Raw genomic sequence first — 23,317 nt, 5'->3', positions numbered from 1 at the left:
CCGTCCCCCGGCTGACCGGCCGCCGACGCCCGCCCGATGCGCGGCCCGTCCCGTCCCGGCGAGGCTGCTCCGCATGAGTCACCCCCAGGAGCACCACCGAAGGAGCGAGGCCCCATGCCGTACGGGTATCTGATCACCGTGGCGGTCACGGGATGGTTCGTGTTCTTCGCGCTCGTCCCGCTGCACGGCCGGTTCCTCGGCCGGATCAGCTTCCGCTCCGGCCTGGTCGTCAGCGAACTGCCGTTCGCGGCGCTGGCCTGGCTGTCGCTGTGGACGGCCGTCGCGGCCGCGCAGGGCGACCTCGCCGCCCCCGCCGCCCAGGCGGTCGCCGCGGCGGCGTCCGCGGCGGGCATCGCGCTCGTCGCCATCGCCCGCCGCTCCGCCCGCGCGCGGCCCGTCATCGACCAGGCGCTGGCCGCGGGCCTGGGCGTCCCCGCCGCGACCGCGCCGCTCACCTGGCGGCGGCGCGCCGCGCTGCTGCTGGCGCCCCTGCCGGTCCGGCCCCGCCGCGTCCGGCGCGTCAGGAACATCGCCTACGGGCCCGCCGGCGAGCGGAACCTCCTCGACGTCCACCACCACCGGTCCCGCCCGGCGGGCGGGCCCGTCCTGATCCACCTGCACGGCGGCGGGTTCACCGGCGGGCGCAAGGGACGCGAGGCGCGGCTGCTGACGCACCGCCTCGCCGGCCGGGGATGGGTGTGCATCAGCGCCACCTACCGGCTGCGGCCCGGGTCCCGCTACCCCGACCCCCTCGTCGACACCAAGCGGATCATCGCGTGGGCCCGCGCGCACGCGGGCGAGTATGGCGCCGACCCGTCCACGGTGGTCGTGTCGGGCAGCTCCGCCGGGGCGCACCTGGCCGCCATGGCCGCCTTCACCCAGGGCGACCCCGCCCTCCAGCCGGGCTTCGAGGACGCCGACACCTCCGTCGCCGCCGCGGTCTGCCTGTACGGGTACTACGGCGAGGTCTACGAGGACGGGCCCGCGACCTCGGCGCTGGAACGCGTCCACGACGGCGCGCCGCCGTTCCTCGTCGCGCACGGCGACCACGACACCTGCATGCCCGTGGACGAGGCCCGCGCGTTCGCCGGGCGGCTGCGCGCCGCGTCCCGCGCCCCGGTCGTCTACGCCGAACTGCCCGGCGCGCAGCACTGCTTCGACCTGTTCCGCTCGCCACGCTTCGAGGCGCTGGTGGACGGGATCGAGGTCTTCACCGCCCACGCCCTTGCGGGGGACGCGGGGGACGCCGGGGCGCGCGGGGACGAGGCAGGCGGGGGCGAGGCGGACGGGGGCGAGGCGGGCGAGGTCAGCGGCCGAAGCCCGGCGGACGGGGCGGGCCGCCGGGGCGGTACTCCGCCGCGATCCGCAGCGGCGAGGGCTGCGGGCGCTCGGCCGGCGGCGCCGCCGCCGGGCCGCTCTGGGTGAGGTCCAGCCGCCCGGCGCGCAGGCTCTCCAGCAGTTCGAGGTCCTCCGCCGACACCAGGGCGGCCATGACCTTCCCGCGGCGGGTCAGCGCGACGCGCTCGCCCGTGTAGGCGACCCGGTTCACCAGGTCGGCGAACTCCTTGCGTGCCTCGGTCACCGGCTTTTCCACGCTGTTCATCGTATAGCGAACTCCCCTGGTCCTCCCCCGGCGGCGGCTGTACTCTCCGTAAACGTACACAGCGTACGTTCTGTACAGTTGATCTTGAGGAGGCCCCGGTGTTGCACACACCCGGCAAGGACCGACCCGGACACGCCTGGACGGCGGGCACGGCGGGCCCGGCGGGCCCGCCCCCGCCGACCGAGGCGGCCGGCCGCGCCGAGACCTACGTCGGCCGGTCGTGGGCGAAGGTCGCCGAGGCGCCCCGGCTCGCCGAGGCGCAGCTCTCGGAGCGGCTGCTCGCGCAGCGCATCGTGTTCCTCGGGTCGGAGATCGACGACCAGGTCGCCAACCGCGTGAACGCGCAGCTGCTGCTGCTCGCCGCGCACGACGCCGACCGCGACATCACGATCTACATCAACTCCCCCGGCGGCGTGGTCGACGCCGGGATGGCGATCTACGACATGATGCAGTTCGTCCCCAACGACGTCTCGACGGTCGCGATGGGCATGGCCGCCTCCATGGGCCAGACGCTGCTGTGCGCGGGCACGGCGGGCAAGCGGTTCGCGCTGCGGCACGCCCGGGTGATGATGCACCAGCCGCACGGCGGGATCGGCGGCACCGCGTCCGACATCAAGATCCAGGCCGAGCAGTCGGTGTACCTCAAGCGGATCCTCGCCGAGCGGACCGCGTTCCACACCGGGCAGCCGGTGGAGCGCATCGAGGCCGACGCCGACCGCGACCGCTGGTTCACCGCCGAGCAGGCCCGCGAGTACGGCTTCGTCGACCACGTGATCGACAGCACCGACCGGGTGGGCTCGTGACCGGCGGAGTGTACGGCGGGGTCTATCGCGGGGTCTACGGCGAGCAGGGCCGCTACGTCGTCCCCTCCTTCGTCGAGCGGACGGCCTACGGGGTCAAGGAGATGACCCCCTACAACAAGATGTTCGAGGACCGCATCATCTTCCTCGGCACCCCCGTGGACGACACCAGCGCCAACGACGTCACCGCGCAGCTGCTCGCGCTGGAGGGGATGGACCCCGAGCGTCCCATCGCCCTCTACATCAACTCGCCCGGCGGGTCGCTGACGGCGATGCTGGCGATCCACGACACGATGCAGTACATCCGGCCGCCGGTCGAGACGACCTGCCTCGGGCAGGCCGCCTCGGCCGCGGCGGTCCTGCTCGCCGCGGGCCAGCCCGGCAAGCGCGCCGCGCTGGCGCGGTCCCGGATCATGCTGCACGAGCCGTCGATCGAGGTGTCCCGGGGCCAGTCCAGCGACCTGGAGATCCAGGCGCGGGAGGTGCTGCGGCTGCGCGAGCAGACCGACGCGATCGTGGCCGCCGCGACCGGCCGCGACCCCGCGACCGTCCGCCGCGACCTGGACCGGGACCGCTACTTCACCGCCGAGGAGGCCCGCGAGTACGGCCTGATCGACGAGGTCCTCACCACCCGGGTCTAGCGCCCGCCCGGACGGGCGGCACGGGGGCCCGCGCGGGAGCGGCGGCAGGCGAACCGAAACGGCAGGGTTGGATCGCGCCGGGACCGGGAATCTTGTCACCGCAATCAGCGTTGGTCAGGGCAAGACCGCAAGCCGTCTGGGAGGCACGTGACGATGGCCGAGCGCGCACTTCGCGGCACCCGGCTCGGAGCGACGAGCTACGAGAACGATCGCAACACCGATCTGGCCCCTCGGCAAGAGGTGGATTATAACTGCACCAAGGGCCACCGGTTCACCGTGACGCTCGCCGCCGAGGCTGAGGTGCCGATGACATGGGAATGCCGCAGCTGCGGCGCCACCGCCCTGCGGGTGGACGGCGAACTGCCCCAGGCCAAGAAGGGGAAGCCGCCGCGCACCCACTGGGACATGCTCATGGAACGCCGGACGCTCGAAGACCTGGAGGAGGTCCTGGCCGAACGCCTGGAGATCCTGCGCGCTGGGCGCAGGAAGTCCGCGTGATCGGCTGAGCGCCTCGCGGGACGGGCCCGCACCGCCGGCAGGGGCGGTGCGGGCCCTTCCCCTGTCCGGACCCCCTGTCCGGACCCCTTGTCCGCACCCGGGTAGGCGCCTGGCGTCAGCGGTCAGCGGCCGCCGAGGCGAGGCAGCACCAGCCCGGTCTCGTAGGCGGCCACCACCGCCTGCACGCGGTCGCGGAGCCCGAGCTTGCGCAGGACGCGGCTGACGTGGGTCTTGACCGTCTCCTCCCCGACCACCAGCCGCGCCGCGATCTCGGCGTTGGTCAGGCCCTCGGCGACCAGCCGCAGCACCTCGGTCTCGCGCGGGGTCAGCGCGTCCAGCGCCGCCGAGGGCGGGCGGGGCCGCAGCCGCGCGAACTCCCCGATGAGCCGGCGGGTGACGGCGGGCGCCAGCAGCGCCTCGCCCGCCGCGACGACCCGCACCGCGTCGAACAGCCGCTCGGTGGTCACGTCCTTCAGAAGGAACCCGCTGGCGCCCGCGACCAGCGCGTCGTAGACGTGCTCGTCCAGGTCGAACGTGGTCAGCATCAGCACCCGGGGCGCGTCCGCGGCGGCGGTGATCCGCCGGGTGGCCTCGATGCCGTCCATCACCGGCATCCGCACGTCCATCAGCACCACGTCGGGACCGTGCTCGCGGCACGCGGCGACCGCCGCGGCGCCGTCGGCGGCGGTCCCGGCGACGACCAGGTCGGGCTGGGTGCCCAGCAGCGCCCCGAACCCGGCGCGGACGACCTCCTGGTCGTCGGCCACCACGATCCGCACCGGCCGGGAGTCCTCCGCGCCGGTCATGGAAGGGTCCCCGCGGCGTCCGGTCCGAGCGGGAGGCGGGCCCGGACGAGGAAGCCGCCGACCGGCCCCGGCCCCGTGCGCAGCTCCCCGCCCACCGCCGCCGCCCGCTCCCGCATGCCGAGCAGCCCGAGCCCGCCGCGCGCGGGCGCGCCCGGCGGCGGCCCCGGGCCGTTGTCGCGGACGCTGACCAGCAGCGCGTCCCCCGCGTAGTCGATCTCGACGTCGACGGCGGCGCCGGGCGCGTGCCGGCGCGCGTTGGTCAGCGCCTCCTGGACGATCCGGTACGCGGTCAGCTCCACGCCCGGGTCCAGCGCGGCGACCCGGCCCCGGACGATCAGGCGGCCGCCCGCCGCGCCCGCGTCGCGGACCTCGTCGACCAGCTCCAGGAGCTGCTGGATGCCGGGCTGCGGGCGGCGGGTGGGCTCGCCGCCCGCGTCCTCGCGCAGCACCCCCAGCAGCCGCCGCATCTCCGCCAGCGCCGTCCGGGCGGTGTCGCCGATGGCCAGCAGCCGCCGCGCGCCCTCCTCGGGCATGCCGGGGACGGCCAGCCGCGCCGCCTCCGCCTGCACGGGGATCATCGAGATGTGGTGCGCGACGACGTCGTGCAGCTCCCGGGCGATCCGGGCGCGCTCACCGCGCGCGGTGTGCTCCAGCAGCGTGTGCTCGAACGCGCGGCGGGACTCCTCGCGCGCGGCGGCCGCGGCGCGGCGGCGGCCGACGCGGCGGCGGGCCGGCACCGTCCAGGCGGCGGCCAGCGCCCCGACCCCGGCGAGCGCCGGGCCCCGCTCCAGCACCGACACCGGCACGACCGCGGCGGTGATCATGACGGCGGCGGCGAGGTCGCGGTCGCGGGCCAGCGCGAGCGGCAGCGTCGCGCACACCGCCAGCAGGATCGCCGGCGGCAGCAGCACCCCCGAGTCACCGGCGCGCACCACCGCCTCGCCCACCCCGGCCGCCGCGAGCGCGATCCCGGCCACCGGCCACTCCCACACGCCCCTCTCCGACGGAAACGACCGGAACGGCCGGAACGGCCGCCCTCTCCCAGGTTGTGCGCGCACGCTGCAATTGTGGCGTCTCCCGGAGCGCGCGGGCGTCCCTCCGGCGGGGGACGGCGGCGCCGGGACGTCCCCCGCCCCGGGGACGGCTCCTCCCCCGTCCCCGGGCGGGCAGGACGGCCCCGCCGCGTGACGACCCGGCGGCCCCGGGGTCCGTAGCCTCCCGTGGCATGGAGGCAACCATCGAAGTGCGGGGGCTCCGCAAACGGTTCGGGCCGAGGCTCGCCGTGGACGGCCTGTCGTTCACCGCCGCGCCCGGCCTGGTCACCGGGTTCGTCGGCCCCAACGGCGCGGGGAAGTCCACCACGATGCGGATGATCCTCGGCCTGGATCGGCCCGATGAGGGCGCCGCGCTGGTCGGCGGGCGGCCCTACCGGTCGCTGCGGACCCCGCTGTGCCATCTCGGCGCGATGCTGGACGCGTCGGCCGTGCACCCCGCGCGGCGCGCCCGCGACCACCTGCGGTGGCTCGCCCACGCGAACGGGATCCCGGCCCGCCGGGTCGGGGAGGTGATCGAGCTGGCCGGGCTGGGGAGCGTGGCGAACCGTCCCGCCGGGGGGTTCTCGCTCGGGATGCGGCAGCGGCTCGGGATCGCCGCCGCGCTGCTGGGCGACCCGCCCGCGCTGATGTTCGACGAGCCGGTGAACGGCCTGGACCCCGAGGGGGTCGCCTGGATCCGGGGGCTGCTGCGGTCGCTGGCCGCGCAGGGCCGCGCGGTGCTGGTCTCCAGCCACCTGATGAGCGAGCTGGAGGGCGGCGCCGACCACCTCGTGGTGATCGGCCGGGGCCGCGTCATCGCCGACACCGGCGTCGCCGAGCTGCTGGCCGCCGCGTCCGGCGGGCGGACCGAGCTGCGCACCCCCGACCGGCAGCGCGCGATGACGGCGCTGGCCCGCGAGGGCGCCGAGGTCGCGGCGGCCGAGCGGGACGCGGTGACGGTGTCCGGGCTGCCCGCCGAGCGGATCATCGAGGTGCTCACCGCCGCGCGGGTGCCCTTCACCGGGATCGCCGAGCACCGCGCGACGCTGGAGGAGGCATACATGGAGCTGACCCGCGACGCGGTGGAGTTCCGGGCCGGCACCGGCGGGGAGGCGCTGTGACCGCCCCCTACCGCAGCACCGTCCTGGCCGACGCCCGCGACGGGTTCGGGCGGCTGCTGGCCGCCGAGTGGACCAAGCTGGCGACCGTCCCCCGCTGGCGGCTGGCGCTCGCGGCGTCGGTGCTGCTGACCGTCGCGGTCGCGGTGCTGACCGCCGCCGGGTCGCAGACCACCGGCGGCGGCGGCCCGCCCGCACGGCTGCGGCCGCTCTCCGACCAGGGCCGCATCACCTACCAGACCCTGCCCGACGACGGCGCCCTCACCGCCCGCGTCACCGCGCAGGGGGGCGGGGGCGGCTGGGCCAAGGCCGGCCTCATCATCAGGGCGGACCTGCGGCCCGGCACCCCCTACGCCGCGATCGCGGTGACGCCGGGCCACGGCGTCCGGCTGCTGAGCGGCTACCGCGACGGCGGCCCCGGCGGCGCGCCCGGTACGCCGCCGGCCTGGCTGCGGCTGACCCGCGCCGGGACGACCGTGACCGGATACGCCTCCCCCGACGGCCGGACGTGGCGGCGCGTGGGCGCGGTGGAGCTCGACGCGCCGGGCCCGGCCGCGGCGGGACTGTTCGTCGCGGCACCCGACCGGGTCGAGGTGCAGCGGCAGTTCGGCGGGGAGAGCATCTCCGGGACCCCCGCCGACACCCGCGCCTCCTTCGACAACGTCACCCTCACCGCCGCCGGGGGCGCGCCGGTGACCGGGCCGTGGCGCGACCGGGGCGGCGCCGGGGGGCCCGCAGCGCCCGACCCCGGCGGGACGACCCGGACCGGCGGGACCATCACCCTCGCCGGGTCCGGCGACATCGGGCCCGACGCGTTCGCCGACGACGTCACCCGCACCACCCTCACCGGCGCGCTGGTCGGGCAGGCCGCGATCGTCGCGCTCGCCGTGCTGTTCGTCACCGTCGAGTACCGGCGCGCCACGATCCGCCTCACGCTCGCCGCCAGCCCCCGCCGGGGCCGGGTGCTGGCCGCCAAGGCGACCGTGGTCGGGCTCGCGGTGCTGGCCGCCGGGCTCGCCGCCGCGTTCGGGTCGCTGCTGGCCGCCCGCCCGGTGCTGCGCGCGCACGGGACGGAGCCGCCGCCGCTGACCGACCCGGCGGTGCTGCGCGCCGCCGTCGGCACCGCCGTGCTCATGGCCGTCGTCGCGGTGCTCGGGGTCGCGACCGCCACGATCCTGCGGCGCGGCGCCCCCGCGATCACGCTGGTGCTGCTGGTGCTGCTCGTCCCGCAGATCGTCGCGACGGGCCTGCCGGTCGCGGCGGCGCGGTGGCTGCAGCGGCTCACCCCGGCCGCCGGGTTCGCCGTGCAGCACACCGTCCGCCGCTACGACACCCCGATCGGCGCGTTCGCCGGGCTCGGCGTGCTGTGCCTGTACACCGCCGCCGCGCTCGCCGCCGCGGCCTGGCTGCTCAGGCGGCGGGACGCGTGAGCCGCGCCCTGCACGCCGAGTGGACCAAGCTGCGGACGCTGCCGAGCACCGGATGGCTGCTGGCCGCGCTGGCCGCCGTGACCGTGCTGGTCGGCGCCGCCGTCACCGGCGCCGTCGACACCTCGCACTGCGCCACCCCCGCCGGATGCGCGGAGGACACCCCGCGCCTGGCGCTGTCGGGGGTGCGGATCGCGCAGGTCGCCGCCGTCGCCCTCGGGGCGCTGGCGGTCGGCGGCGAGTACGCGGCCGGGACGATCGGCGTGACGCTCACCGCCGTCCCCCGCCGGGTCACGGTGCTGGCCGCCAAGGCCGCCGTCGTCTCCGGCGCGGTCGCCGCGTCCGGGACGGCGGGGGTCCTCGGCGCGGTCGCGGCCGGGCGGCTGATCCTGCCGCGCAACGGGTTCACCCCCGAGCACGGCTACCCGCTGCTGTCCCCCGCCGACGGCGCCACCGCCCGCGCCGCGTTCGGGACCGTGCTCTACCTCGTGCTGACCGCCCTGCTCGCGCTCGGCGCCGGGGCCGCGCTGCGCGACTCCGCCGCCGCGATCACGGCGGTGCTGGCGCTGCTGTGGATCGTCCCGGTGCTCGCCTCGCTCGTCGCCGACGACACCTGGCAGCGGCGGCTGGACCGGTTCGCGCCGATGACCGCCGGGCTCGCCGTCCAGTCGACGCGGTCGCTGGAGCGGCTGCCGATCGGCCCGTGGGCCGGGCTGGGCGTGCTGGCCGCCTACGCGGTCGCGGCGCTGCTGGCCGGGGGCGCCCGGTTCGCCGCCCGCGACGCGTGATCCACGGGCGTCAGGACGCGGCGGCGGCCAGGTCGGCGAGCACCTCCGAGGCGGTGACCGGGTCGAGGTCCCCGAACGGGCGGCCGGCGCGTCCCGGGGGCCAGCGGCCGTCCTCGGGACGGTCGTCCAGCCGGATCTCCGCGAGCCGCCGGTCGCCGCCCTCGTACACCCGCCCGACCGGGACCCCCGGGTCGAGGCGGGCGCCGCGACCACGGCCGCGCCCCGGGCGTCGGCGGCGCCCGCCAGGTGGGCGCGCGCCGCCTCGGCCATCCCCGGGTCGACGCCGGGCCGGTCGGCGAGGCGCGCCGCGGCGTCCAGGTCGCGGACGCGTGCGCGCGGCGCCGGGCCCGCGGACCGGTCGATCCTGACGGCGGGTCCGAGGACGCCGCCGCGCCGGGGATAAGGGCGGCGGCGCCAGGAGCCGGGGATCACGAGGGCGTCCTCGTCCGCGGCCGAGCGGAGATGATCGTCCATGGCGCCCCACCGTAGGGCAGGGCCACGACACCGACCCGGTGTTCGGAGGTTGGGGGTCGCTCAGGTGCGGGACGGGCTGCCGCCGCCCTCTGCGGAGTCGGCGGGCTCGTCGTGGATGACCTCGCCGCGCACGACCGGGCCGCTCGGCTCAGGACCCGCCTCGCGCCCGCCGTCCCGGGACGGGCCGAACGGGCCGCCCCGCAGGTCGCCCAGCCCGCCGATGCCGCCGATGCCGGGCGGGTACGCGGCGGCCCGCGCCTCCATGCGCCGGACCCGCCGCTCGGCGAACCGGACCAGGCCCCGCCGCACCAGCGGACGGGTGAAGGGCAGCACGAACGCCAGTCCCAGCACGTCGGTGACGAACCCGGGGGTCAGCAGCAGCACACCGCCGATCATGACCAGCGCGGCGTCCGCGAGTTCCCGGTCGGGCATCACGCCGCGGCCGAAGGTCTCCTGCAGCACCCGCCACGCGCGGCGGCCCTCGCGCCGCACGATCCAGCCGCCCAGCAGGGTCTCGGCGACCAGCAGCGCGATCGTCGGCCACGCCCCGATCTCCTGGCCGACCTGGATGATCACATAGATCTCCACGACCGGCAGCAGCAGGAACGCCAGGACCAGTACGAGCAGCATGGCTCCATCTTCGGGTAGCGGAACGTCCTCTGCCCTCTTCAACGCCGGAACGGCCCCGAAGTTTCCCCCGGGGCGGCGGGAGACCGGCGGGAGCGGAAGATCGGCGGGGGCGGGGGTCAGCGGGGGCGGCGCAGGCGGCCGGTGCGGTCGGCCATCCCCCACTGGGTGATCCGCAGCGCCGCCTCGGCCATCACGTCCCGGCTCATCTTGCTGGTGCCGTGGACGCGCTCGACGAAGGTGATCGGCACCTCCACGACCCGCAGGCCCTGCCGCAGCGCCCGCAGCGCCAGGTCGATCTGGAAGCAGTAGCCGCGCGACTCCACGCCCTCCAGGTCGATCTTCTCCAGCGTCGCCGCGCGGAAGGCCCGGTAGCCGCCGGTGGCGTCGTGCAGGGGGAAGCCCAGCATCAGCCGGGCGTAGGTGTTGGCGCCCCGCGACAGCGCCTCGCGGCGCTTGGGCCAGTTCAGCACCTTGCCGCCGGGCACCCACCGGGCGCCGATCACCAGGTCGGCGTCCTCCAGCGCGGCGAGCAGCCGCGGCAGCTCCTCGGGCTGGTGGGAGCCGTCGGCGTCCATCTCCACCATGACGTCGTAGCCGTGCTCGGCCGCCCAGCCGAACCCGGCGATGTAGGCGGCGCCCAGCCCGTCCTTGCCGGTGCGGTGCAGCACCTTCACCTGGTCGTCGGCCTCGGCGAGGGCGTCGGCGAGCTCACCGGTGCCGTCGGGGCTGGCGTCGTCGACGACCAGCACGTCCACCGGCGGCACGGCGGCCCGCACGCGGCCGACGATGTCCTCGATGTTGTCCCGCTCGTTGTAGGTCGGGATGATCACGAGCACCCGGCCCAGGTCGGCTGGGATCTCCATCGGCGTCAATTCCCCTCGTTCTTTCTCGACGATGACCACGCCGCCGCGCAGACCGCCCCGAGGCCCAGCGCCGCGAGGACCCACTCGGGCGCCTCGCCCAGCCGGTCCGACAGCGTCCGGGACGTGCGCGCCGGCACCCGGGCGACCTGGATGTCGGGGACGAACTCGCGTGACCGGGCGACCATCCGGCCGTCCGGCGCGACGATCGCGCTGATGCCGCTCGTCGCGGCAACCAAGATCGTACGGCCATGTTCGACGGCGCGCAGCCGGGACATCGCGATCTGCTGCGGCGGCAGGCTGGTGCGGCCGTAGGTGGCGTTGTTGGTCTGGACGACCAGGACGTCGCCGCGCGAGACGTCCCGGACCTCCTTGTCGTAGGCGACCTCGAAGCAGATCACGTCGCCGATGTCGACCGGGCCGAGCCGCATCACGCCCGACCGCTTCCCGCGGGCGAAGTCGCGCGGGATCCGCTCGAACCGCGTGATCAGCTTGGTGAGGACGTCGCGGAACGGGATGTACTCCCCGAAGGGGACCGGGTGCCGCTTGACGTAGTAGTCGCCGGGGCCGGTGCGCGGGTCCCAGACGATGCCGCGGTTCTCGACCTTCTCGCCGTCGGGGGTGTCGGTGAGCGCGCCGACCAGCACGGGCACGCCGATGTCGCGGACGGCGCCGTCGATCGCGGCGTAGGCGTCGGACTCCTTGTAGGGGTCCAGGTCGCTGGCGTTCTCCGGCCACACCACCAGCTCGGGCCTGGCGACCTTCCCGGCGCGGACCCGCTCGGCCAGCTCGTGGGTGCGCTGGACGTGGTTGTTCAGGACGGCCTTGCGCTGGCCGAGGAAGTCGAGCCCGAGCCGTGGCACGTTCCCCTGGATCACCGCGACGGTGACGGGCCGCCCGGCGGTGGGGGTGGGGATCAGCGCGCCGCCGCCGACGACCGCCGCGATCCCGGCGAGGGCGAGGGCGACCGGCGCGGCGGCGCGGCGCGCCCAGGCGGCCGGTCCGCCGGGCGTCCCGGCCTCCTCGGAGCCGGCGCCAGGGCCTGCGTCGGGGCCTGCGTCGGGACGGATGGCGGGGCGGGCGCGCAGGACGGCGACGGCGGCGTAGGCGAGCAGCCCGCCGGTCAGCGCGGTCAGGAACGACACCAGCGGCGCGCCGCCGAGGGAGGCGAAGTGCGTCAGCGGGGTCGCGGTCTGGCTGAAGGCCAGCCGTGCCCAGGGGAACCCGCCGAAGGGGAACCGCCCGCGCAGCGCCTCGTCGGCGACCCACAGCCCGGCGGTCCACACCGGCCAGCCGGGCAGCCGGGTGAGGACCGCGATCCCGGCGCCGAGCGGGAGGAAGTAGGCGGCCTGGACGAGGCTGAGCAGGATCCACCCGTCCGGGCCGATCTTGATGATGCCGTCCAGGACGGGCAGGAAGAACGCGGCGCCGCCGACGAACCCGAGCCACGCGCCGGTGCGGGGCGCCTGACCGCGCAGCGCGAGGGTGAGCAGCGCGACGCCGACCGGGGCGAGCGGGGTGAGGTCGGCGGGCGGGAACGCCGGCCACATGACCAGCCCGGCGGCCAGGGCGAGGAGGGTGCGGGGCCAGCCCGCGCGGCCTCCGCCGCGCACGCGCGCCAGGCGTCCGCGCAGCCGCGCCAGGCGCCCCGGAGCCGCGCCCTCGCCCGGCGCGGCGGCCGGGGGGCGTTCCGGGAGGGTCTCCTGGGCCAACTCGACACCTCGTTCGCTCGGTCTGCTCGCGGGAACGCTACCGGCCCGCGCGCGCCACGGCGACCGGGACCCGGGTTCGCCGCCCCCACCATCATCGCGCGGACGGCGCGGATCCGCGCCGTCCGGCGCGAGGACGGGGCCTGGACGGTGCCCGACCGCGCCGGGAGGACGGGGAGGGCGATGGGGCGCGGGACCGGGTGGGAGGGCGGACACACGGAAGAGGGCCCGTGACACCCATCGGGCCGGAGTCGCCCCACAGGCGGTGAGAACGAGGCTCCGTTTTCTACTGGATGTCCGGGCCCTTCCCGGGTCCAAGCCCCCGCGCGATCGGGCGGCTCCACCCGGACGCGTCTTCCGGATCACCGCACTGGCTCGGACGGGCGGGGCGTGATCCGCATCCGTCCCGTCGCGGCGCGGTGCCCGGTGGCGCCTCGGGCGGCCGATCGGTGAGTCCCGTGCTGGACTGCTGCAAAGCTACCGGCTTCCACGGCCTTGTCAACCGCGGCATGTTCTGCGGCGACTCCGTGTTTCCCCAGCTCAACACCATGATCGTGATGTTTTCGCAGTTCGGTGGCGGCGCGGGCCCGGCACCGGGCCGTCCCCGGCGCCGCCGCGGGGTCCTCCACGGGCCGGTCGGCGGGGTCCCCCGCGGGCCGGTCGGCGGGTCATCCGCCGGGCGCGGGAACGACGACGGTCCCGGTCGCGGTGACCGCGACGAGCGGCTCGGCGAGGACCTCGGCGGCCGAGGGCCCCCGGTCCGGGCGGCCCCGGCACACCACCCGCGCCTGGAACTCCAGCGTGCGGCTGCGGGTCCCCACGCGGGTGACGACGGCGGTGGCCTCCAGCACGTCCCCGGCCCGCACGGGCGCGCGGAACTGGACGTCGGAGTAGGAGGCGAACAGGCCCTCGTCGCCGTCGGTGCGGACGCACACCTCGGTCGCCACGTCGCCGAACAGGCCGAGGACGTAGGCGCCGTCCAGCAGGTCGCCGGCGTAGTGGGCGTGGGCGTAGGGCACGTAGCGGCGGTGGGTGACGGTCAGCCCCTCGCGCGGGTCGCTCATCCCTCGTCCTCCGTTTCCTCTGGGGTCGTGTCCTGCGGCGCGGCGCCGTCGGGGGTGTCGGGCAGGAGGGCGTGGACGAGGTAGCTGGCCACCTCCGCGGGAGTGGTGCCCCTGCCGAAGATCCGGTCGACGCCGAGGTCGCCCTCGGTGACGGTGTCGAAGCGGGGGCCGCCGGCGACCAGCAGCGGCCGCCCCATCCCGGCGGCGACGGCCGTGGGGTACTCCGCGTGGAACGCGGCGGCCATCTGCTTGGTGTTGTGCAGGTGCGCGTTGCGCTGGGTGACCACCTGCGAGACCAGGACGGCGTCGGCGTCCACGGCCTTGGCGCGCTCCACCAGCTCGGCGACGGTGACCTGGGCGCCCATGTTCACCACCTGGATCTCCCGGTAGTACTCCAGGCCCTTCTCGCCCGCGAAGCCCTTGACGTTGAGGATCGCGTCGATGCCGACGGTGTGGGCGTCGGTGCCGATGCAGGCGCCGACCACCACCAGCCGCCGGTTCAGCGCCCGGCGGATCGCCTGGTTCACCTCCGGCGCGCTCAGCAGCGGGTAGGCGCGCTCCGGCGGGGCGGGGATGGAGGCGTAGTCGATGAGGTGCCGCGTCCGGCCGTAGACGATGAAGAAGGTGAAGTCGGGGCCCATCGGCTTGGCGTGCACGACGCTGGCGGGCTCCAGGCCCATCTTCGCGGCGAGTTGCAGGGCGGCGGCGTCGGCGCGCGCCCCGGCGGGGACGGGCAGCGTGAACGACATCTGGACCATGCCGTCGCCGGTGGTGTCGCCGTAGGGGCGAATCACCTGCCGGGTGTCGGCCGGGTCCGCCGGGGCCTGCGTGCCGGGTGTCTGGACGGTCACCGCCGCCGCTCCTTCCTCGGTCATGCGCGCGCCTCCCGCTCCGGGCCGTTCGGGTCCTCGGCGTCGAGGATCTCGATCGCGGGGTTGAAGTAGCCGTCGGCGTGCGGGACGACGCCCTCCAGGCCCTTGCCGCCGTCCGGGGGGCGGCGGGTGACGCCGAAGGTGCCCTCGGCGATGGCGGTGAGCAGCCCGTCGTCGCTGACGCGCTCCAGCAGCCCCACCGACTCGGCCAGCACCCGCCGCGCCCGCCGCACGAGCATGCCGTCGGGGCGGGGCACGAAGTCCTCGGCGAGCCCGCCGCAGGCGTCGCGGACGTAGCGGACGTTCTCCAGCGCCAGGTCGCGGTCCGACAGCCAGGGGGTGTGGATGCCCTCGGTCATCATCCCGATCAGGATGATGGACTGGCCGGTCATGACGCCGGCGAGGTTGAAGAACGCGTCCAGCAGGTAGCCGGCGAAGATGTTGCCGGTCATGTGCTTGGTCGGCGGCATGTACTTCAGCGGCGCGTCCGGGAACAGCTCGCGGACGAGCTGCGCGTGCGCCAGCTCCAGCCGGAACGACTCGGGGACGGCCGGGTCGATCTCGAAGGCGTGGCCGAGGCCGAGTTGCGCGTCCGACAGGCCCGCCTCGTGCCCGAACCGCTCGTTGAGGAGCTGGCTGACGATCACGGTGTGCGCGGCGTCGACGGCGTCGGCGGTGGTGAGGTAGTTGTCCTCGCCGGTGTTGATGACGATGCCGGCGCGGGCGTGGACCTGCCGGGAGAACCGCTGGTCGATGAAGGTGCGGCGGGGGTTGATGTCGCGGAAGATGATCCCGTACATGCAGTCGTTGAGCATCATGTCCAGGCGTTCCAGCCCGGCCAGCGCCGCGATCTCGGGCATGCACAGCCCCGAGGCGTAGTTCGTCAGCCGGACGTAGCGCCCGAGCTCGCGGGACACCTCGTCCAGCGCGGCGCGCATCAGCCGGAAGTTCTCCTGGGTCGCGTAGGTGCCCGCGTAGCCCTCGCGGGTGGCGCCCTCGGGGACGAAGTCCAGCAGCGACTGGCCGGTGGAGCGGATCACCGCGACGACGTCGGCGCCCTCGCGGGCGGCGGCCTGCGCCTGCGGGATGTCCTCGTAGATGTCGCCGGTCGCGACGATCAGGTAGATCAGCGGCCGCGGCGGCCCGTCCCCGGGCGGCCCGCCGGGGGGCAGCTCGGCCAGCAGCCGGTCGCGTTCGGCGCGGCGGCGGTCGACGCGGCCGATGCCCTCGCGGGCGGCGCGGCGGGCGGCCTCACGGGCCTTGGCGGCGTCGGCCCCGCCGGGCAGCCGGAAGGCCGCGCGGCCGGCGGCGGCGTCCCGGGCGAGGTCGGCGAGGGAGCCGTAGGGGCCGTTCAGCAGCGCGTCCCACACCGGCAGCGCCAGGCCGTGCTCCAGGCCGGTCTGGGCGGCGACGGCGTCGGCGAGGTGGTTGGCCCAGGGGCGCCCGCCGTCGTCGGCGCCGGCCAGGCCCGCCAGCCGCAGCAGCGCCCGCTCGACCGAGACCGTGGTGTGGGAGCGGGCCATCGTGATGATCGGTTCGGCGGCGCGGGCGGCCAGCCGCCGGGCGGTGCGCACCACCTCCGGGTCCAGGTCGAGCTTGCCCTGCGGCGCCATCGCCGTCTCCCCTCACGCAGCCGCCCTCTCAGGCCGGGTCCGAACATCATCCGTGGCAGCGAGTGCTCTACAAGAGATCTTCCGGCATTCACCCCGCTATCCGCAAGAACTCGCGGTGACCCGGCATCCCCCATGATCCTTGGGCAGGCCCGGCCGGCGGGCGCGCGGTCCTTCCCGCCACTTTCCTCTCCCCTGACCGTCGGGTCACCTGACCGCGAGGTGAGGACCCGGATGCAACAGACCTATTGGAACACTCTGTGTTATTAGAATCACATCACGTAGCGGTGGGTAGCCGCGCCCGGCCGGCCCACCGCGGGATCCCCCCGGGAGCAACATGATCATTTCCATTGTGGCGGCGGCCTGCGCGGTAGCGGTGGTCCTCGTCGCGAGCCGCCTCGTGCGGCGGCTGCGGTACGGCGTCGAGGACCCCGACCCCGACGGCCCCACCGCCGGCCACACCGGCGGGATGCTGTCGGCCCTGTTCCTGCTGGCCTTCGCGATCGCGATCGTCGTGCCCTGGACCAGCGCCGACTCGGCCCGCAACAACACCTACACCGAGAGCCAGGCGATCGGCGAGGCGTACTGGGCCGCGGGACGGCTGCCCGCCCCCACCGGCCAGCACGTCCAGGCGGGCCTGCGCGCCTACACCGCCCAGGTCCGCGGCCCCGAGTGGCGCCTCATGCGCGACGGGCGGCTCAGCACCGACGGCTGGACGCGGCTGGAGAACATCCGCCGCGAGGTCATCGCGTTCAAACCGGCCAACGACGAGGCCAAGGACGCGCGCGCCGCCGCCCTGGACCAGCTCGCCCAGATCTCGGCCGCCCGCCACCAGCGCGCCGCCGACGCCCGCACCACCCCGCCGTCGGGGCTGCTGGCCGTCACCCTCATCACCGGCGTCGCCGTCATCCTGCTGCCGTTCATCTCGGGCGCGCGCCCGCGCGGGATGACGCTGATCCCGTTCGGGATCATGGCCGCGCTCCTCACCATCGGCGCCTACCTCACCATCGACATCTCGCACGTGTTCGACGGTGCCCTGGCCGTGAAGCCCGACGCGTTCACGAGCCTGCAAGACGAACTGCAACGCATCTCGGGAGGTGGATGACCATGCGCCGACTGCCCGTCCTGGTCCTGCCCGCGGCCGTCGCGGGGACGCTGGTGTTCCCGCAGGCGGCCCTCGCCGCGGGCCCCGCGACCGGCGGCCCCGCACCCGCCCGCACCACCCCGGACGACCCCGGACGCGCCTCGCCCGCACGCGGCGCCACCGCGGGTCACGGCGACCGACGCGACGCGCCCGAACGCGAGAGCCCGGCCGACCGGGCGCGCGCTTTAAGGACGCCGGAGCAAGGCACTCCGAAGCAGGGTGTGCCGAAGCAGAGTGGTCGAAAGCACGCCGTCCCGGGCCGCGATCAGCCGGGAAACGGTCGGCCAGAAAACGGCCATCCGGGACGACTCGGCACTGAAACCGGCGTTTCCGGAACCGGCCACTCCCCGCACAGCCGCCCCGGCCCCGGCCGTTCCGAAGGCGACGATCCCGACGGCCCCGACGGCCCCGACGGCTCCGGCGGCTCCGGCGGCTCCGGCGGCTCCGGCGGCTCCACGGCCCCGCTCCCCCGCCGTCCCTCCCCCCGCGCCGAACCCGGCGACCGGCCCGGCGACGCTCCCGGCCGCGGTCTGCCGCTGCTCCCCGGCGCCGGAGAGGACGGGCCCGAGGGCCGCGGGATCGGACTCGGGCTCGGTCTGGGCCTGGACCTGGGCCTCGGGCTGAACCTCTGCCTCGACGTCCACCTCATCCTGCACCTCAGGATCAGCCTCGGTTCGGGATGCGAGCATCCGCCCAAGCCCCCCGAACCGGAGCCGCCCGCGCCCGAGCCTCCCGTGCCGCCCCAGCCCGAGCCGCCGGTCCCGCCGTCGCCGGAGCCCCCGGCACCGGAACCGCCCGTGCCGCCCACGCCCCCGTCCCCGGTACCGCCGTCCCCGGTGCCACCGACACCGGTCCCGCCGTCGCCGGCCCCGCCCGTGCCGCCGGTCACCGCGCCGCCCGCCGTGCCGCCCCGGGTCACGCCGGTCGCCCCCGTGGTGGTCCCCGCCGCGCTGGCGCCGCGCGCCCCCGCGGCGGTGCGGCCGAAGCCGAAGCCGAGGCCACCGGCGCGGGCCGCCGTCGAGCACGTCACGCCGCGCGCGATGAAGACGCCGCCGCACCGCCGGAACCCGCTCGACGCCCCGCTGGTGCTGGTGGTCATCGCCGTCATCATCAGCGCCGGCGCGGCGATCGCGTTCGCACGCTGAACCCGGAAGGCCGCCGACCGTGCCCGACATCGCGGCAGGTCGCCTGACAGGCCCCCGCGTCCCGCCCGGGGCGCGGGGGTCAGGGGCGGCGTCCGACGCCCCCGAACACCAGGAACCGCTCGGGCCTGCCGTCGACCTCGCCGCCCTCGGGACGCCACAGCGGCACGTACACCAGGCCGGGGTCGAGCAGGTCCCAGCCGTCGAAGAACCGCAAAATCTCCGCGTGCGAGCGCGCGACCATCGGGGAGGTCGCCCGGTCGTAGAGCTTGCCGATCGCCGCGGACTTGCCCGGCTCGGCCTCGTGCGTGAAATGGGAGATCACCAGGTATCCGCCGGGCGCGCACGCCTCCCGCAGCGCCGCGACGACGCCCGCCGGGTCGTCGTCGTCGGTCAGCATGTGCAGCGCCGCGACCAGCAGGAACGCGACCGGCCTGGTGAGGTCGACGACCCGGTTCAGCTCCGGGTCGCGCAGCAGCGCGCCGGGGCGGCGCATGTCGGCCTGGATCACGGCGGTGTTCTCGTCGCCCGCCAGGATCGAGCGGCTGTGCGCGACCGCGACGTCGTCGTTGTCGACGTAGACCACCCGCGCCCCGGGGTCCACCGCCTGCGCGATCTCGTGCACGTTGCCCTGCGTCGGGATCCCCGAGCCGATGTCGACGAACTGCGTCACCCCGGCTGCCGCCAACTCGCGGACCGCGCGGCGCAGGAACGCCCGGTTGGCCTGCGCCAACTCCCGCGCCCGCGGCTCGATCCGCAGCAGCCCGGTCGCCAGGTCACGATCCGACGCGAAATTGTGACCGCCGCCCAGCAGGAAGTCGTAGACCCGTGCGACGCTTGCCCTTTGGCCGTCGACGTCCGGAGGGATCCACCCGGAGTCCATGCATCGTCTCCCTTGACCGAGGGGCGCCGTCCGCGCGAGATCACAGCCTAACCCGCGCCGCCGGACGGCCGAGGCCGACGGACAGTGAAGGACCGATGTCTGACGTACCGACGACACCGACGCCCGGGACGGCCCGCCGGCCGCCCGCGGGGGCTTCCGCCGCGACCGCGCCGGAGCGCGGCCCCCGCGCCGCGCCGCGGGCCACGTGCCGGACCCACGAGCCCCACGAGCCCCCGGTGCCGGCGGAGGAGCCCGCGCCGGTGACCGTCCTGCTCGCCCTCGACGGCACGGTCACCGGGTGGGGCGAGGCCGCCGCGCGGCTGTTCCGCCGGACCGCCGGGCAGGCCGTCGGGTCGGCGCTGCCCGCGCTGCTCGGCCGGCCCGCCGCCGCGGCCCCGCTGGAGGCCGCGCTCGCCCTCGCCGCCGCCGGGCGCGCCTGGCGCGGCGTCCTGCCCCTGACCGCGGAAGGGCTGTCGGTGACGTGCGAGCCGCTGGAGACCGGTTCCGGCCGCGTCGTCGCGCTGACGGTCACGCCGCCGTGGGCGGGCGGGCTGGAGCTGCTCAGCGAGGCGGGCCGCCGCATCGGCTCCAGCCTCGACCTCGGCGCGACCGCCCGCGAGGTCGTCGCGGTCGCCGTCCCCCGGTTCGCCGACGCGGGCGCGATCTACGTCCTGGAGCGGCTGCTCGCCGACGACGACCGTCCCGCCGCCGAGCCGGAGCGGGCCGCGGTCGTGCGGCGGCTGGCGGTCGCCTTCGCCGCCGACGACCCGCGCACGTTCTCCCGCGAGTTCCCGGTCAACGAGGTCATCGTCTACCCGCCGCCCACCCCCTACGCCCGCTGCCTGGCCACGCTCGCCATGGTCGAGTTCGGCGGCGACACGGTCCAGGACACGATCGCCTCGGTCACCGGCCGCGTCGTGGACGGCGTGCTGGAGCACGTGTCGCTGCTGGCGGTGCCGCTGGCCGTGCGGGGCCGCGCGCTCGGGTTCGCGGTGTTCAGCCGCAAACGCGGCCGGCTGCCGTTCTCGGCCGCCGACAAGGCCCTCGCCGCGGAGCTGGCCGGACGCGCCGCCACCTGCATCGACAACGCGCGCGTGTTCCGCCGCGAACGCCGCACCTCGACCGTGCTGCAGGCCAGCCTGCTGCCCGCCGCCGTCACCGCGCCGCCGGGCCTGGCGATCGCGCACCGCTACCTGCCCGCCCGCGCGGGCGTCGGCGGCGACTGGTACGACGTGGTGCCGCTGCCCGGGCGGCGCGTCGCGATCGTCATCGGCGACTCCGTCGGCCACGGCGTGGCCGCCGCCGCGGCGATGGGCCAGCTCCGCGTCGCCGCGCACACGCTGGCGAGCTGCGAGTTCCCGCCCGCCGAGGTCCTGGCGCGGCTGGACGCCATCGCCCAGGACCTGGACGCCGCCCAGTTCGCGACCTGCCTGTGCCTGACCTGTGACCCGGCGACGCTGCGCTGCGAGCTGGCCTCGGCGGGGCACCCGCCGCCGCTGCTGGCGCTGCCGGGCGGCGGCGCCCGGCACCTCGGCGTCCCGCACGGCCTGCCGCTCGGGGTGTCCGACCCCGCGCACCCCGCCGCCTACGAGCAGGTCACCGCGACGCTCCCGGACGGCGGGACGCTCGCGCTCTACACCGACGGCCTCGTCGAGAGCCGCCACCGCCACCTGGACGCCGGGATCACCCGGCTCGCCTCGGCGCTGATCGCCGCGCAGTCGCCGTCGCTGGAGGACACCGCCGACGGCGTCCTGGCCCTGCTGCCCGACCAGCGGGACCAGGACGACATCGCGCTGCTACTGGTACGCCCCGGCTGACCCCGGGTCAGAGCCCGGTGATCTGGTGTTCGCGGAAGGCGTCGACGAACAGGGCGTGGTCGGCGCGGACGACCTCGGCGTACCCGGTGCCGAACTCCACCATCGCCGCGACGAACGCCGACTCGTCCGGGCCGATCGCCGCGTCGATCGCGTCCTCCACCTGGAACCCGACCAGCGTGTGGTCGGAGTCGCTGTCGGACACGCAGTGGATCTTGGCGGTGGCGCGGCCCAGGTCGTCCAGCACCGACAGCATCTCCTCCGGCTCGGTGAGGGCGCCCCAGTCCAGGTCCTCCTCGTAGGGGGACAGCTCCTGCACGACGTACCCGACGCCGTCGATCTGGGTGTGGCCGAGCCACGGGTCGGTGTTGGCCTGCAGCGCGCGCCGCGACACCGCCGTGCGGTGCCCGTGGTGCTGGAAGTACTCGCCGATGCGGGCGTCGTCGACGACGCGGCTCGGCGCGGCGACGTTGCCCTGCTTCATCGACAGCACCACGTCGTTCTCCAGCGCCTGCGTGTTGCCCTCGACCAGGATGTTGTAGGCCGACAGGCCCGCCGAGCCGATCCCGAACCCGGACGCGCCGACGATGTCCTTCACCTCGTAGGTGAGGCTGCCGAACCGCTTCTCCGCCGGGATCGTGTTCAGGTAGTCCTGGTAGGCGGCCTCGACCTTGGCGCGCTCGGCCGCCTCCAGCCGGCGGACGCCGGAGCGGTCCCGGAACCGGCGCTCGGCCCCGTCGACCACCGTCATGCCCTCCAGCAGCCCGATCCGGGTGCCCGACATCGCCGCGACCAGCACGTCCCGGACGTAGCCGTCGGCGGTGTCGAGGGTCAGCGCGAACCGGTGGCCGCCGTCGTGCGCCGCGAACCCGCGGACCTGGTCGACGTAGGCGCGCACGTAGGTCTCGATCAGCCGCCGGATGTCGGCGTCGGAGATGGCCTTCTGCCAGGCCAGCAGCGCCAGGCTCGCCACCAGCCGCTTGACGTCCCAGGTGAAGTGCCCGACGTAGGCCTCGTCGAAGTCGTTGACGTCGAACACGAACACGCCGTCGTCGTTCATGTAGGTGCCGAAGTTCTGCGCGTGCAGGTCGCCCTGGATCCAGACGCGGCCGGTGCGCTCGTCGGCCCACGGGTCCTCGTCGTGGACGATGTCGGCGTAGAACAGGCAGGCGCTGCCCCGGTAGAACGCGAACGGGTCGGAGGCCATCTTGCGGAAGCGGCGGCGGAACTCGGCGGGGCTGCGCTCCATCAGGTCCGAGAACGCCTCGACCAGGACGTCCACGATCTGCGCCTGCCGCTCCCCGCGGTCACGACCGCGCAGGTCCTCGATGATGCTCGCCATCAGGCTGACTCCTCGGATGATCGGATGGCCCCCCGCCGGGGCGTATTCCGGTCATTCTGCCGAATCACCGGCCTCCGGGGCGGTGAACGGCGCGCGAACCGCCGGTTCCGGGCGCGGCGGGCACCGGCCGGCGACGCGGCGCGCGGCCGCGTGGACCGTCGGTCTCAGCAGCGGGACTTGATGAAGTCCAGAAGGTCGGTGTTGAGCTCGTCCTTGTGGGTGAAGTAGATGCCGTGGCTGGCGGTCGGGTACTCCTTGTAGTCCGCGTCGGGGATCAGCTCGGCGGTGCGGCGGCCGGTGACCTCGATCCGTGCGGAGGAGTCGAGCGTCCCGTGGACGACCAGGGCGGGGATGGAGAGCTTCCGCAGGTCGTCCCGGTGGTCCTCGTGGAAGGCCGAGGCGAACAGCTCGGCGGTCGCCCACGGCGAGGCCGACAGGCACTGGGCGATGGTGTGCTCGACCATGGCCGGTGACACCTCGTTGAGGTGGGTGGCGAACCAGAGCTGGGCCTGCCGGGCGAACCACTTGGGACGATCGGCGCGGAACGCCTGCAGGATGGCCCGCAGCGCCGCTTCCGGAACGCCTCCGGGGTTGTCGTCGGTCAGCTTGAGGAAGGGCAGGACGGCCGAGACGAACGCGGCGCCGGCGACGCGGTCCTCCCCGTGCCGGGCCAGGTAGCGGGCGACCTCGGCGCCGCCCATCGAGTGCCCGACCAGGATGACGTCGTTCAGGTCGAGGTGCTCCAGGAGCGCTGCGAGATCGTCGGCGCTGGTGGTGAGGTCGTACCCGGCCGAGGGCCGGTCGGAGCGACCGTGACCGCGGCGGTCCAGCGTCACGCAGCGGTAGCCGTGCTCGACCAAAAAGGGGATCTGGTACTCCCACATGTCGCTGTGCAGAACCCAGCTCGCCAGCAGCACGATCGGCCGCCCCTGCCCGTGATCCTCGTACGCCAGACGAGTGCCGTCGTTCGCCTCGATGAACATTGCCGCTCCTCAGCTCGATGTGTTCATCGTGTCCGAAGGGGTGAGCGGGGGCGATTACGTGCGGGGTAATGCCCG

At 75.5% G+C, this 23,317-nt stretch carries 23 protein-coding genes; 10 read left to right on the top strand and 13 right to left on the bottom strand.

What is annotated here, in order from left to right; translation table 11 throughout:
- Positions 1–114: 114 nt before the first annotated feature.
- Complete coding sequence (locus tag KLI87_RS27685; RefSeq protein WP_250904294.1) at positions 115–1,425, top strand: alpha/beta hydrolase; 1,311 nt, start codon at positions 115–117, stop codon at positions 1,423–1,425.
- On the opposite strand, the gene KLI87_RS27680 is transcribed toward KLI87_RS27685, so the two are convergent.
- Positions 1,307–1,603: a type II toxin-antitoxin system Phd/YefM family antitoxin gene (locus KLI87_RS27680; protein WP_156216702.1), complete on the bottom strand. Its 297-nt coding sequence runs from the start codon at positions 1,601–1,603 to the stop codon at positions 1,307–1,309. The two genes, KLI87_RS27685 and KLI87_RS27680, sit on opposite strands and share 119 nt — an antisense overlap.
- Before the next feature lie 98 nt (positions 1,604–1,701).
- Between KLI87_RS27680 and KLI87_RS27675 the strand changes: the two genes are divergently transcribed.
- From KLI87_RS27675 to KLI87_RS27665, 3 genes are all read left to right on the top strand, one after another.
- The gene (locus tag KLI87_RS27675) at positions 1,702–2,406 is read left to right on the top strand and encodes an ATP-dependent Clp protease proteolytic subunit (RefSeq protein ID WP_308166230.1); all 705 of its coding nucleotides are present in this window, start codon (positions 1,702–1,704) and stop codon (positions 2,404–2,406) included.
- Positions 2,403–3,044, top strand: coding sequence for an ATP-dependent Clp protease proteolytic subunit (locus tag KLI87_RS27670; RefSeq protein ID WP_214619289.1), 642 nt, complete (start codon positions 2,403–2,405; stop codon positions 3,042–3,044). Before KLI87_RS27675 ends, KLI87_RS27670 begins: the two co-directional genes overlap by 4 nt.
- Positions 3,045–3,197: 153 nt before the next feature.
- Entirely contained in the window at positions 3,198–3,542 is a 345-nt protein-coding gene (locus tag KLI87_RS27665; RefSeq protein ID WP_156217007.1) for an RNA polymerase-binding protein RbpA, read from the top strand.
- A gap of 122 nt (positions 3,543–3,664) precedes the next feature.
- On the opposite strand, the gene KLI87_RS27660 is transcribed toward KLI87_RS27665, so the two are convergent.
- Positions 3,665–4,348: a response regulator transcription factor gene (locus tag KLI87_RS27660; protein ID WP_214619288.1), complete on the bottom strand. Its 684-nt coding sequence runs from the start codon at positions 4,346–4,348 to the stop codon at positions 3,665–3,667.
- Entirely contained in the window at positions 4,345–5,340 is a 996-nt protein-coding gene (locus KLI87_RS40405) for a histidine kinase (RefSeq protein ID WP_214619287.1), read from the bottom strand. Before KLI87_RS40405 ends, KLI87_RS27660 begins: the two co-directional genes overlap by 4 nt.
- Positions 5,341–5,573: 233 nt before the next feature.
- On the opposite strand from KLI87_RS40405, the gene KLI87_RS27650 reads away from it, so the two are divergent.
- Genes KLI87_RS27650 through KLI87_RS27640 form a run of 3 tightly spaced genes read left to right on the top strand, consistent with a single transcriptional unit; the run spans position 5,574 to position 8,715 of the window.
- Positions 5,574–6,503 carry an ABC transporter ATP-binding protein gene (locus KLI87_RS27650; RefSeq protein ID WP_156216707.1) on the top strand — a complete coding sequence of 310 codons (930 nt, stop codon included), beginning with the start codon at positions 5,574–5,576 and terminating at the stop codon, positions 6,501–6,503.
- A complete protein-coding gene (locus tag KLI87_RS41655; protein WP_214619286.1) occupies positions 6,500–7,930 on the top strand; it encodes an ABC transporter permease subunit in 1,431 nt (476 codons plus the stop codon). The genes KLI87_RS27650 and KLI87_RS41655 overlap by 4 nt, the downstream gene beginning before the upstream one ends.
- Positions 7,927–8,715 (top strand): ABC transporter permease, encoded by a 789-nt coding sequence (locus KLI87_RS27640; RefSeq protein WP_214619285.1) that lies wholly within the window; start codon positions 7,927–7,929, stop codon positions 8,713–8,715. The genes KLI87_RS41655 and KLI87_RS27640 overlap by 4 nt, the downstream gene beginning before the upstream one ends.
- A 10-nt stretch (positions 8,716–8,725) precedes the next feature.
- Here KLI87_RS27640 and KLI87_RS27635 read toward each other — a convergent pair whose 3' ends face one another.
- The 7 genes from KLI87_RS27635 to KLI87_RS27605 form a co-directional block, all read right to left on the bottom strand.
- Complete coding sequence (locus tag KLI87_RS27635; RefSeq protein ID WP_214619284.1) at positions 8,726–8,884, bottom strand: hypothetical protein; 159 nt, start codon at positions 8,882–8,884, stop codon at positions 8,726–8,728.
- A gap of 365 nt (positions 8,885–9,249) precedes the next feature.
- Positions 9,250–9,819, bottom strand: a complete 570-nt coding sequence (locus KLI87_RS27630) for an FxsA family protein (protein ID WP_214619283.1) — start codon at positions 9,817–9,819, stop codon at positions 9,250–9,252.
- A gap of 116 nt (positions 9,820–9,935) precedes the next feature.
- Positions 9,936–10,682 carry a polyprenol monophosphomannose synthase gene (locus KLI87_RS27625; protein ID WP_156216713.1) on the bottom strand — a complete coding sequence of 249 codons (747 nt, stop codon included), beginning with the start codon at positions 10,680–10,682 and terminating at the stop codon, positions 9,936–9,938.
- A 5-nt stretch (positions 10,683–10,687) separates the two neighbouring features.
- Positions 10,688–12,391 (bottom strand): apolipoprotein N-acyltransferase, encoded by a 1,704-nt coding sequence (gene lnt, locus KLI87_RS27620; RefSeq protein WP_214619282.1) that lies wholly within the window; start codon positions 12,389–12,391, stop codon positions 10,688–10,690.
- A 665-nt stretch (positions 12,392–13,056) separates the two neighbouring features.
- Positions 13,057–13,452 (bottom strand): hotdog domain-containing protein, encoded by a 396-nt coding sequence (locus tag KLI87_RS27615; RefSeq protein WP_156216715.1) that lies wholly within the window; start codon positions 13,450–13,452, stop codon positions 13,057–13,059.
- Positions 13,449–14,327 (bottom strand): OAM dimerization domain-containing protein, encoded by an 879-nt coding sequence (locus tag KLI87_RS27610; RefSeq protein WP_156216716.1) that lies wholly within the window; start codon positions 14,325–14,327, stop codon positions 13,449–13,451. Before KLI87_RS27610 ends, KLI87_RS27615 begins: the two co-directional genes overlap by 4 nt.
- The gene (locus KLI87_RS27605; protein ID WP_214619281.1) at positions 14,324–15,937 is read right to left on the bottom strand and encodes a lysine 5,6-aminomutase subunit alpha; all 1,614 of its coding nucleotides are present in this window, start codon (positions 15,935–15,937) and stop codon (positions 14,324–14,326) included. The genes KLI87_RS27610 and KLI87_RS27605 overlap by 4 nt, the downstream gene beginning before the upstream one ends.
- Before the next feature lie 334 nt (positions 15,938–16,271).
- Here KLI87_RS27605 and KLI87_RS27600 point away from each other — a divergent pair, with 334 nt between their 5' ends.
- Positions 16,272–17,039: a DUF4239 domain-containing protein gene (locus tag KLI87_RS27600; protein ID WP_156216718.1), complete on the top strand. Its 768-nt coding sequence runs from the start codon at positions 16,272–16,274 to the stop codon at positions 17,037–17,039.
- A 2-nt stretch (positions 17,040–17,041) separates the two neighbouring features.
- A complete protein-coding gene (locus KLI87_RS27595; protein WP_214619280.1) occupies positions 17,042–18,223 on the top strand; it encodes a hypothetical protein in 1,182 nt (393 codons plus the stop codon).
- A gap of 79 nt (positions 18,224–18,302) precedes the next feature.
- Here KLI87_RS27595 and KLI87_RS27590 read toward each other — a convergent pair whose 3' ends face one another.
- Positions 18,303–19,103, bottom strand: coding sequence for an SAM-dependent methyltransferase (locus tag KLI87_RS27590; RefSeq protein ID WP_214619279.1), 801 nt, complete (start codon positions 19,101–19,103; stop codon positions 18,303–18,305).
- A 95-nt stretch (positions 19,104–19,198) separates the two neighbouring features.
- Between KLI87_RS27590 and KLI87_RS27585 the strand changes: the two genes are divergently transcribed.
- On the top strand, positions 19,199–20,920 hold the full coding sequence (locus tag KLI87_RS27585; RefSeq protein ID WP_214619278.1) for a PP2C family protein-serine/threonine phosphatase: 1,722 nt from the start codon (positions 19,199–19,201) through the stop codon (positions 20,918–20,920).
- Positions 20,921–20,927: 7 nt separating this feature from the next.
- On the opposite strand, the gene KLI87_RS27580 is transcribed toward KLI87_RS27585, so the two are convergent.
- Entirely contained in the window at positions 20,928–22,259 is a 1,332-nt protein-coding gene (locus KLI87_RS27580; RefSeq protein ID WP_156216727.1) for a DUF2252 domain-containing protein, read from the bottom strand.
- Positions 22,260–22,423: 164 nt separating this feature from the next.
- On the bottom strand, positions 22,424–23,242 hold the full coding sequence (locus KLI87_RS27575; protein WP_214619277.1) for an alpha/beta fold hydrolase: 819 nt from the start codon (positions 23,240–23,242) through the stop codon (positions 22,424–22,426).
- Between the last annotated feature and the right edge of the window lie 75 nt (positions 23,243–23,317).

It is taken from the genome of Actinomadura sp. NEAU-AAG7, assembly GCF_018603865.1.
Taxonomy (GTDB): domain Bacteria; phylum Actinomycetota; class Actinomycetes; order Streptosporangiales; family Streptosporangiaceae; genus Spirillospora; species Spirillospora litoris.
This window is presented reverse-complemented; position numbering and strand designations above follow the sequence as displayed.

What these genes read in the sequence shown, in the direction of transcription:
- KLI87_RS27615 (WP_156216715.1), bottom strand. Translation starts at nt 13,452, where the DNA reads ATGAGCGACCCGCGCGAGGGGCTGACCGTCACCCACCGCCGCTACGTG.
- KLI87_RS27625 (WP_156216713.1), bottom strand. Translation starts at nt 10,682, where the DNA reads ATGGAGATCCCAGCCGACCTGGGCCGGGTGCTCGTGATCATCCCGACC.
- KLI87_RS27665 (WP_156217007.1), top strand. Translation starts at nt 3,198, where the DNA reads ATGGCCGAGCGCGCACTTCGCGGCACCCGGCTCGGAGCGACGAGCTAC.
- KLI87_RS27590 (WP_214619279.1), bottom strand. Translation starts at nt 19,103, where the DNA reads ATGGACTCCGGGTGGATCCCTCCGGACGTCGACGGCCAAAGGGCAAGC.
- KLI87_RS27660 (WP_214619288.1), bottom strand. Translation starts at nt 4,348, where the DNA reads ATGACCGGCGCGGAGGACTCCCGGCCGGTGCGGATCGTGGTGGCCGAC.
- KLI87_RS27600 (WP_156216718.1), top strand. Translation starts at nt 16,272, where the DNA reads ATGATCATTTCCATTGTGGCGGCGGCCTGCGCGGTAGCGGTGGTCCTC.
- KLI87_RS27685 (WP_250904294.1), top strand. Translation starts at nt 115, where the DNA reads ATGCCGTACGGGTATCTGATCACCGTGGCGGTCACGGGATGGTTCGTG.
- KLI87_RS27580 (WP_156216727.1), bottom strand. Translation starts at nt 22,259, where the DNA reads ATGGCGAGCATCATCGAGGACCTGCGCGGTCGTGACCGCGGGGAGCGG.
- KLI87_RS27575 (WP_214619277.1), bottom strand. Translation starts at nt 23,242, where the DNA reads ATGTTCATCGAGGCGAACGACGGCACTCGTCTGGCGTACGAGGATCAC.
- KLI87_RS27595 (WP_214619280.1), top strand. Translation starts at nt 17,042, where the DNA reads ATGCGCCGACTGCCCGTCCTGGTCCTGCCCGCGGCCGTCGCGGGGACG.
- KLI87_RS27610 (WP_156216716.1), bottom strand. Translation starts at nt 14,327, where the DNA reads ATGACCGAGGAAGGAGCGGCGGCGGTGACCGTCCAGACACCCGGCACG.
- KLI87_RS27605 (WP_214619281.1), bottom strand. Translation starts at nt 15,937, where the DNA reads ATGGCGCCGCAGGGCAAGCTCGACCTGGACCCGGAGGTGGTGCGCACC.
- KLI87_RS27650 (WP_156216707.1), top strand. Translation starts at nt 5,574, where the DNA reads ATGGAGGCAACCATCGAAGTGCGGGGGCTCCGCAAACGGTTCGGGCCG.
- KLI87_RS27585 (WP_214619278.1), top strand. Translation starts at nt 19,199, where the DNA reads ATGTCTGACGTACCGACGACACCGACGCCCGGGACGGCCCGCCGGCCG.
- KLI87_RS27630 (WP_214619283.1), bottom strand. Translation starts at nt 9,819, where the DNA reads ATGCTGCTCGTACTGGTCCTGGCGTTCCTGCTGCTGCCGGTCGTGGAG.
- KLI87_RS27680 (WP_156216702.1), bottom strand. Translation starts at nt 1,603, where the DNA reads ATGAACAGCGTGGAAAAGCCGGTGACCGAGGCACGCAAGGAGTTCGCC.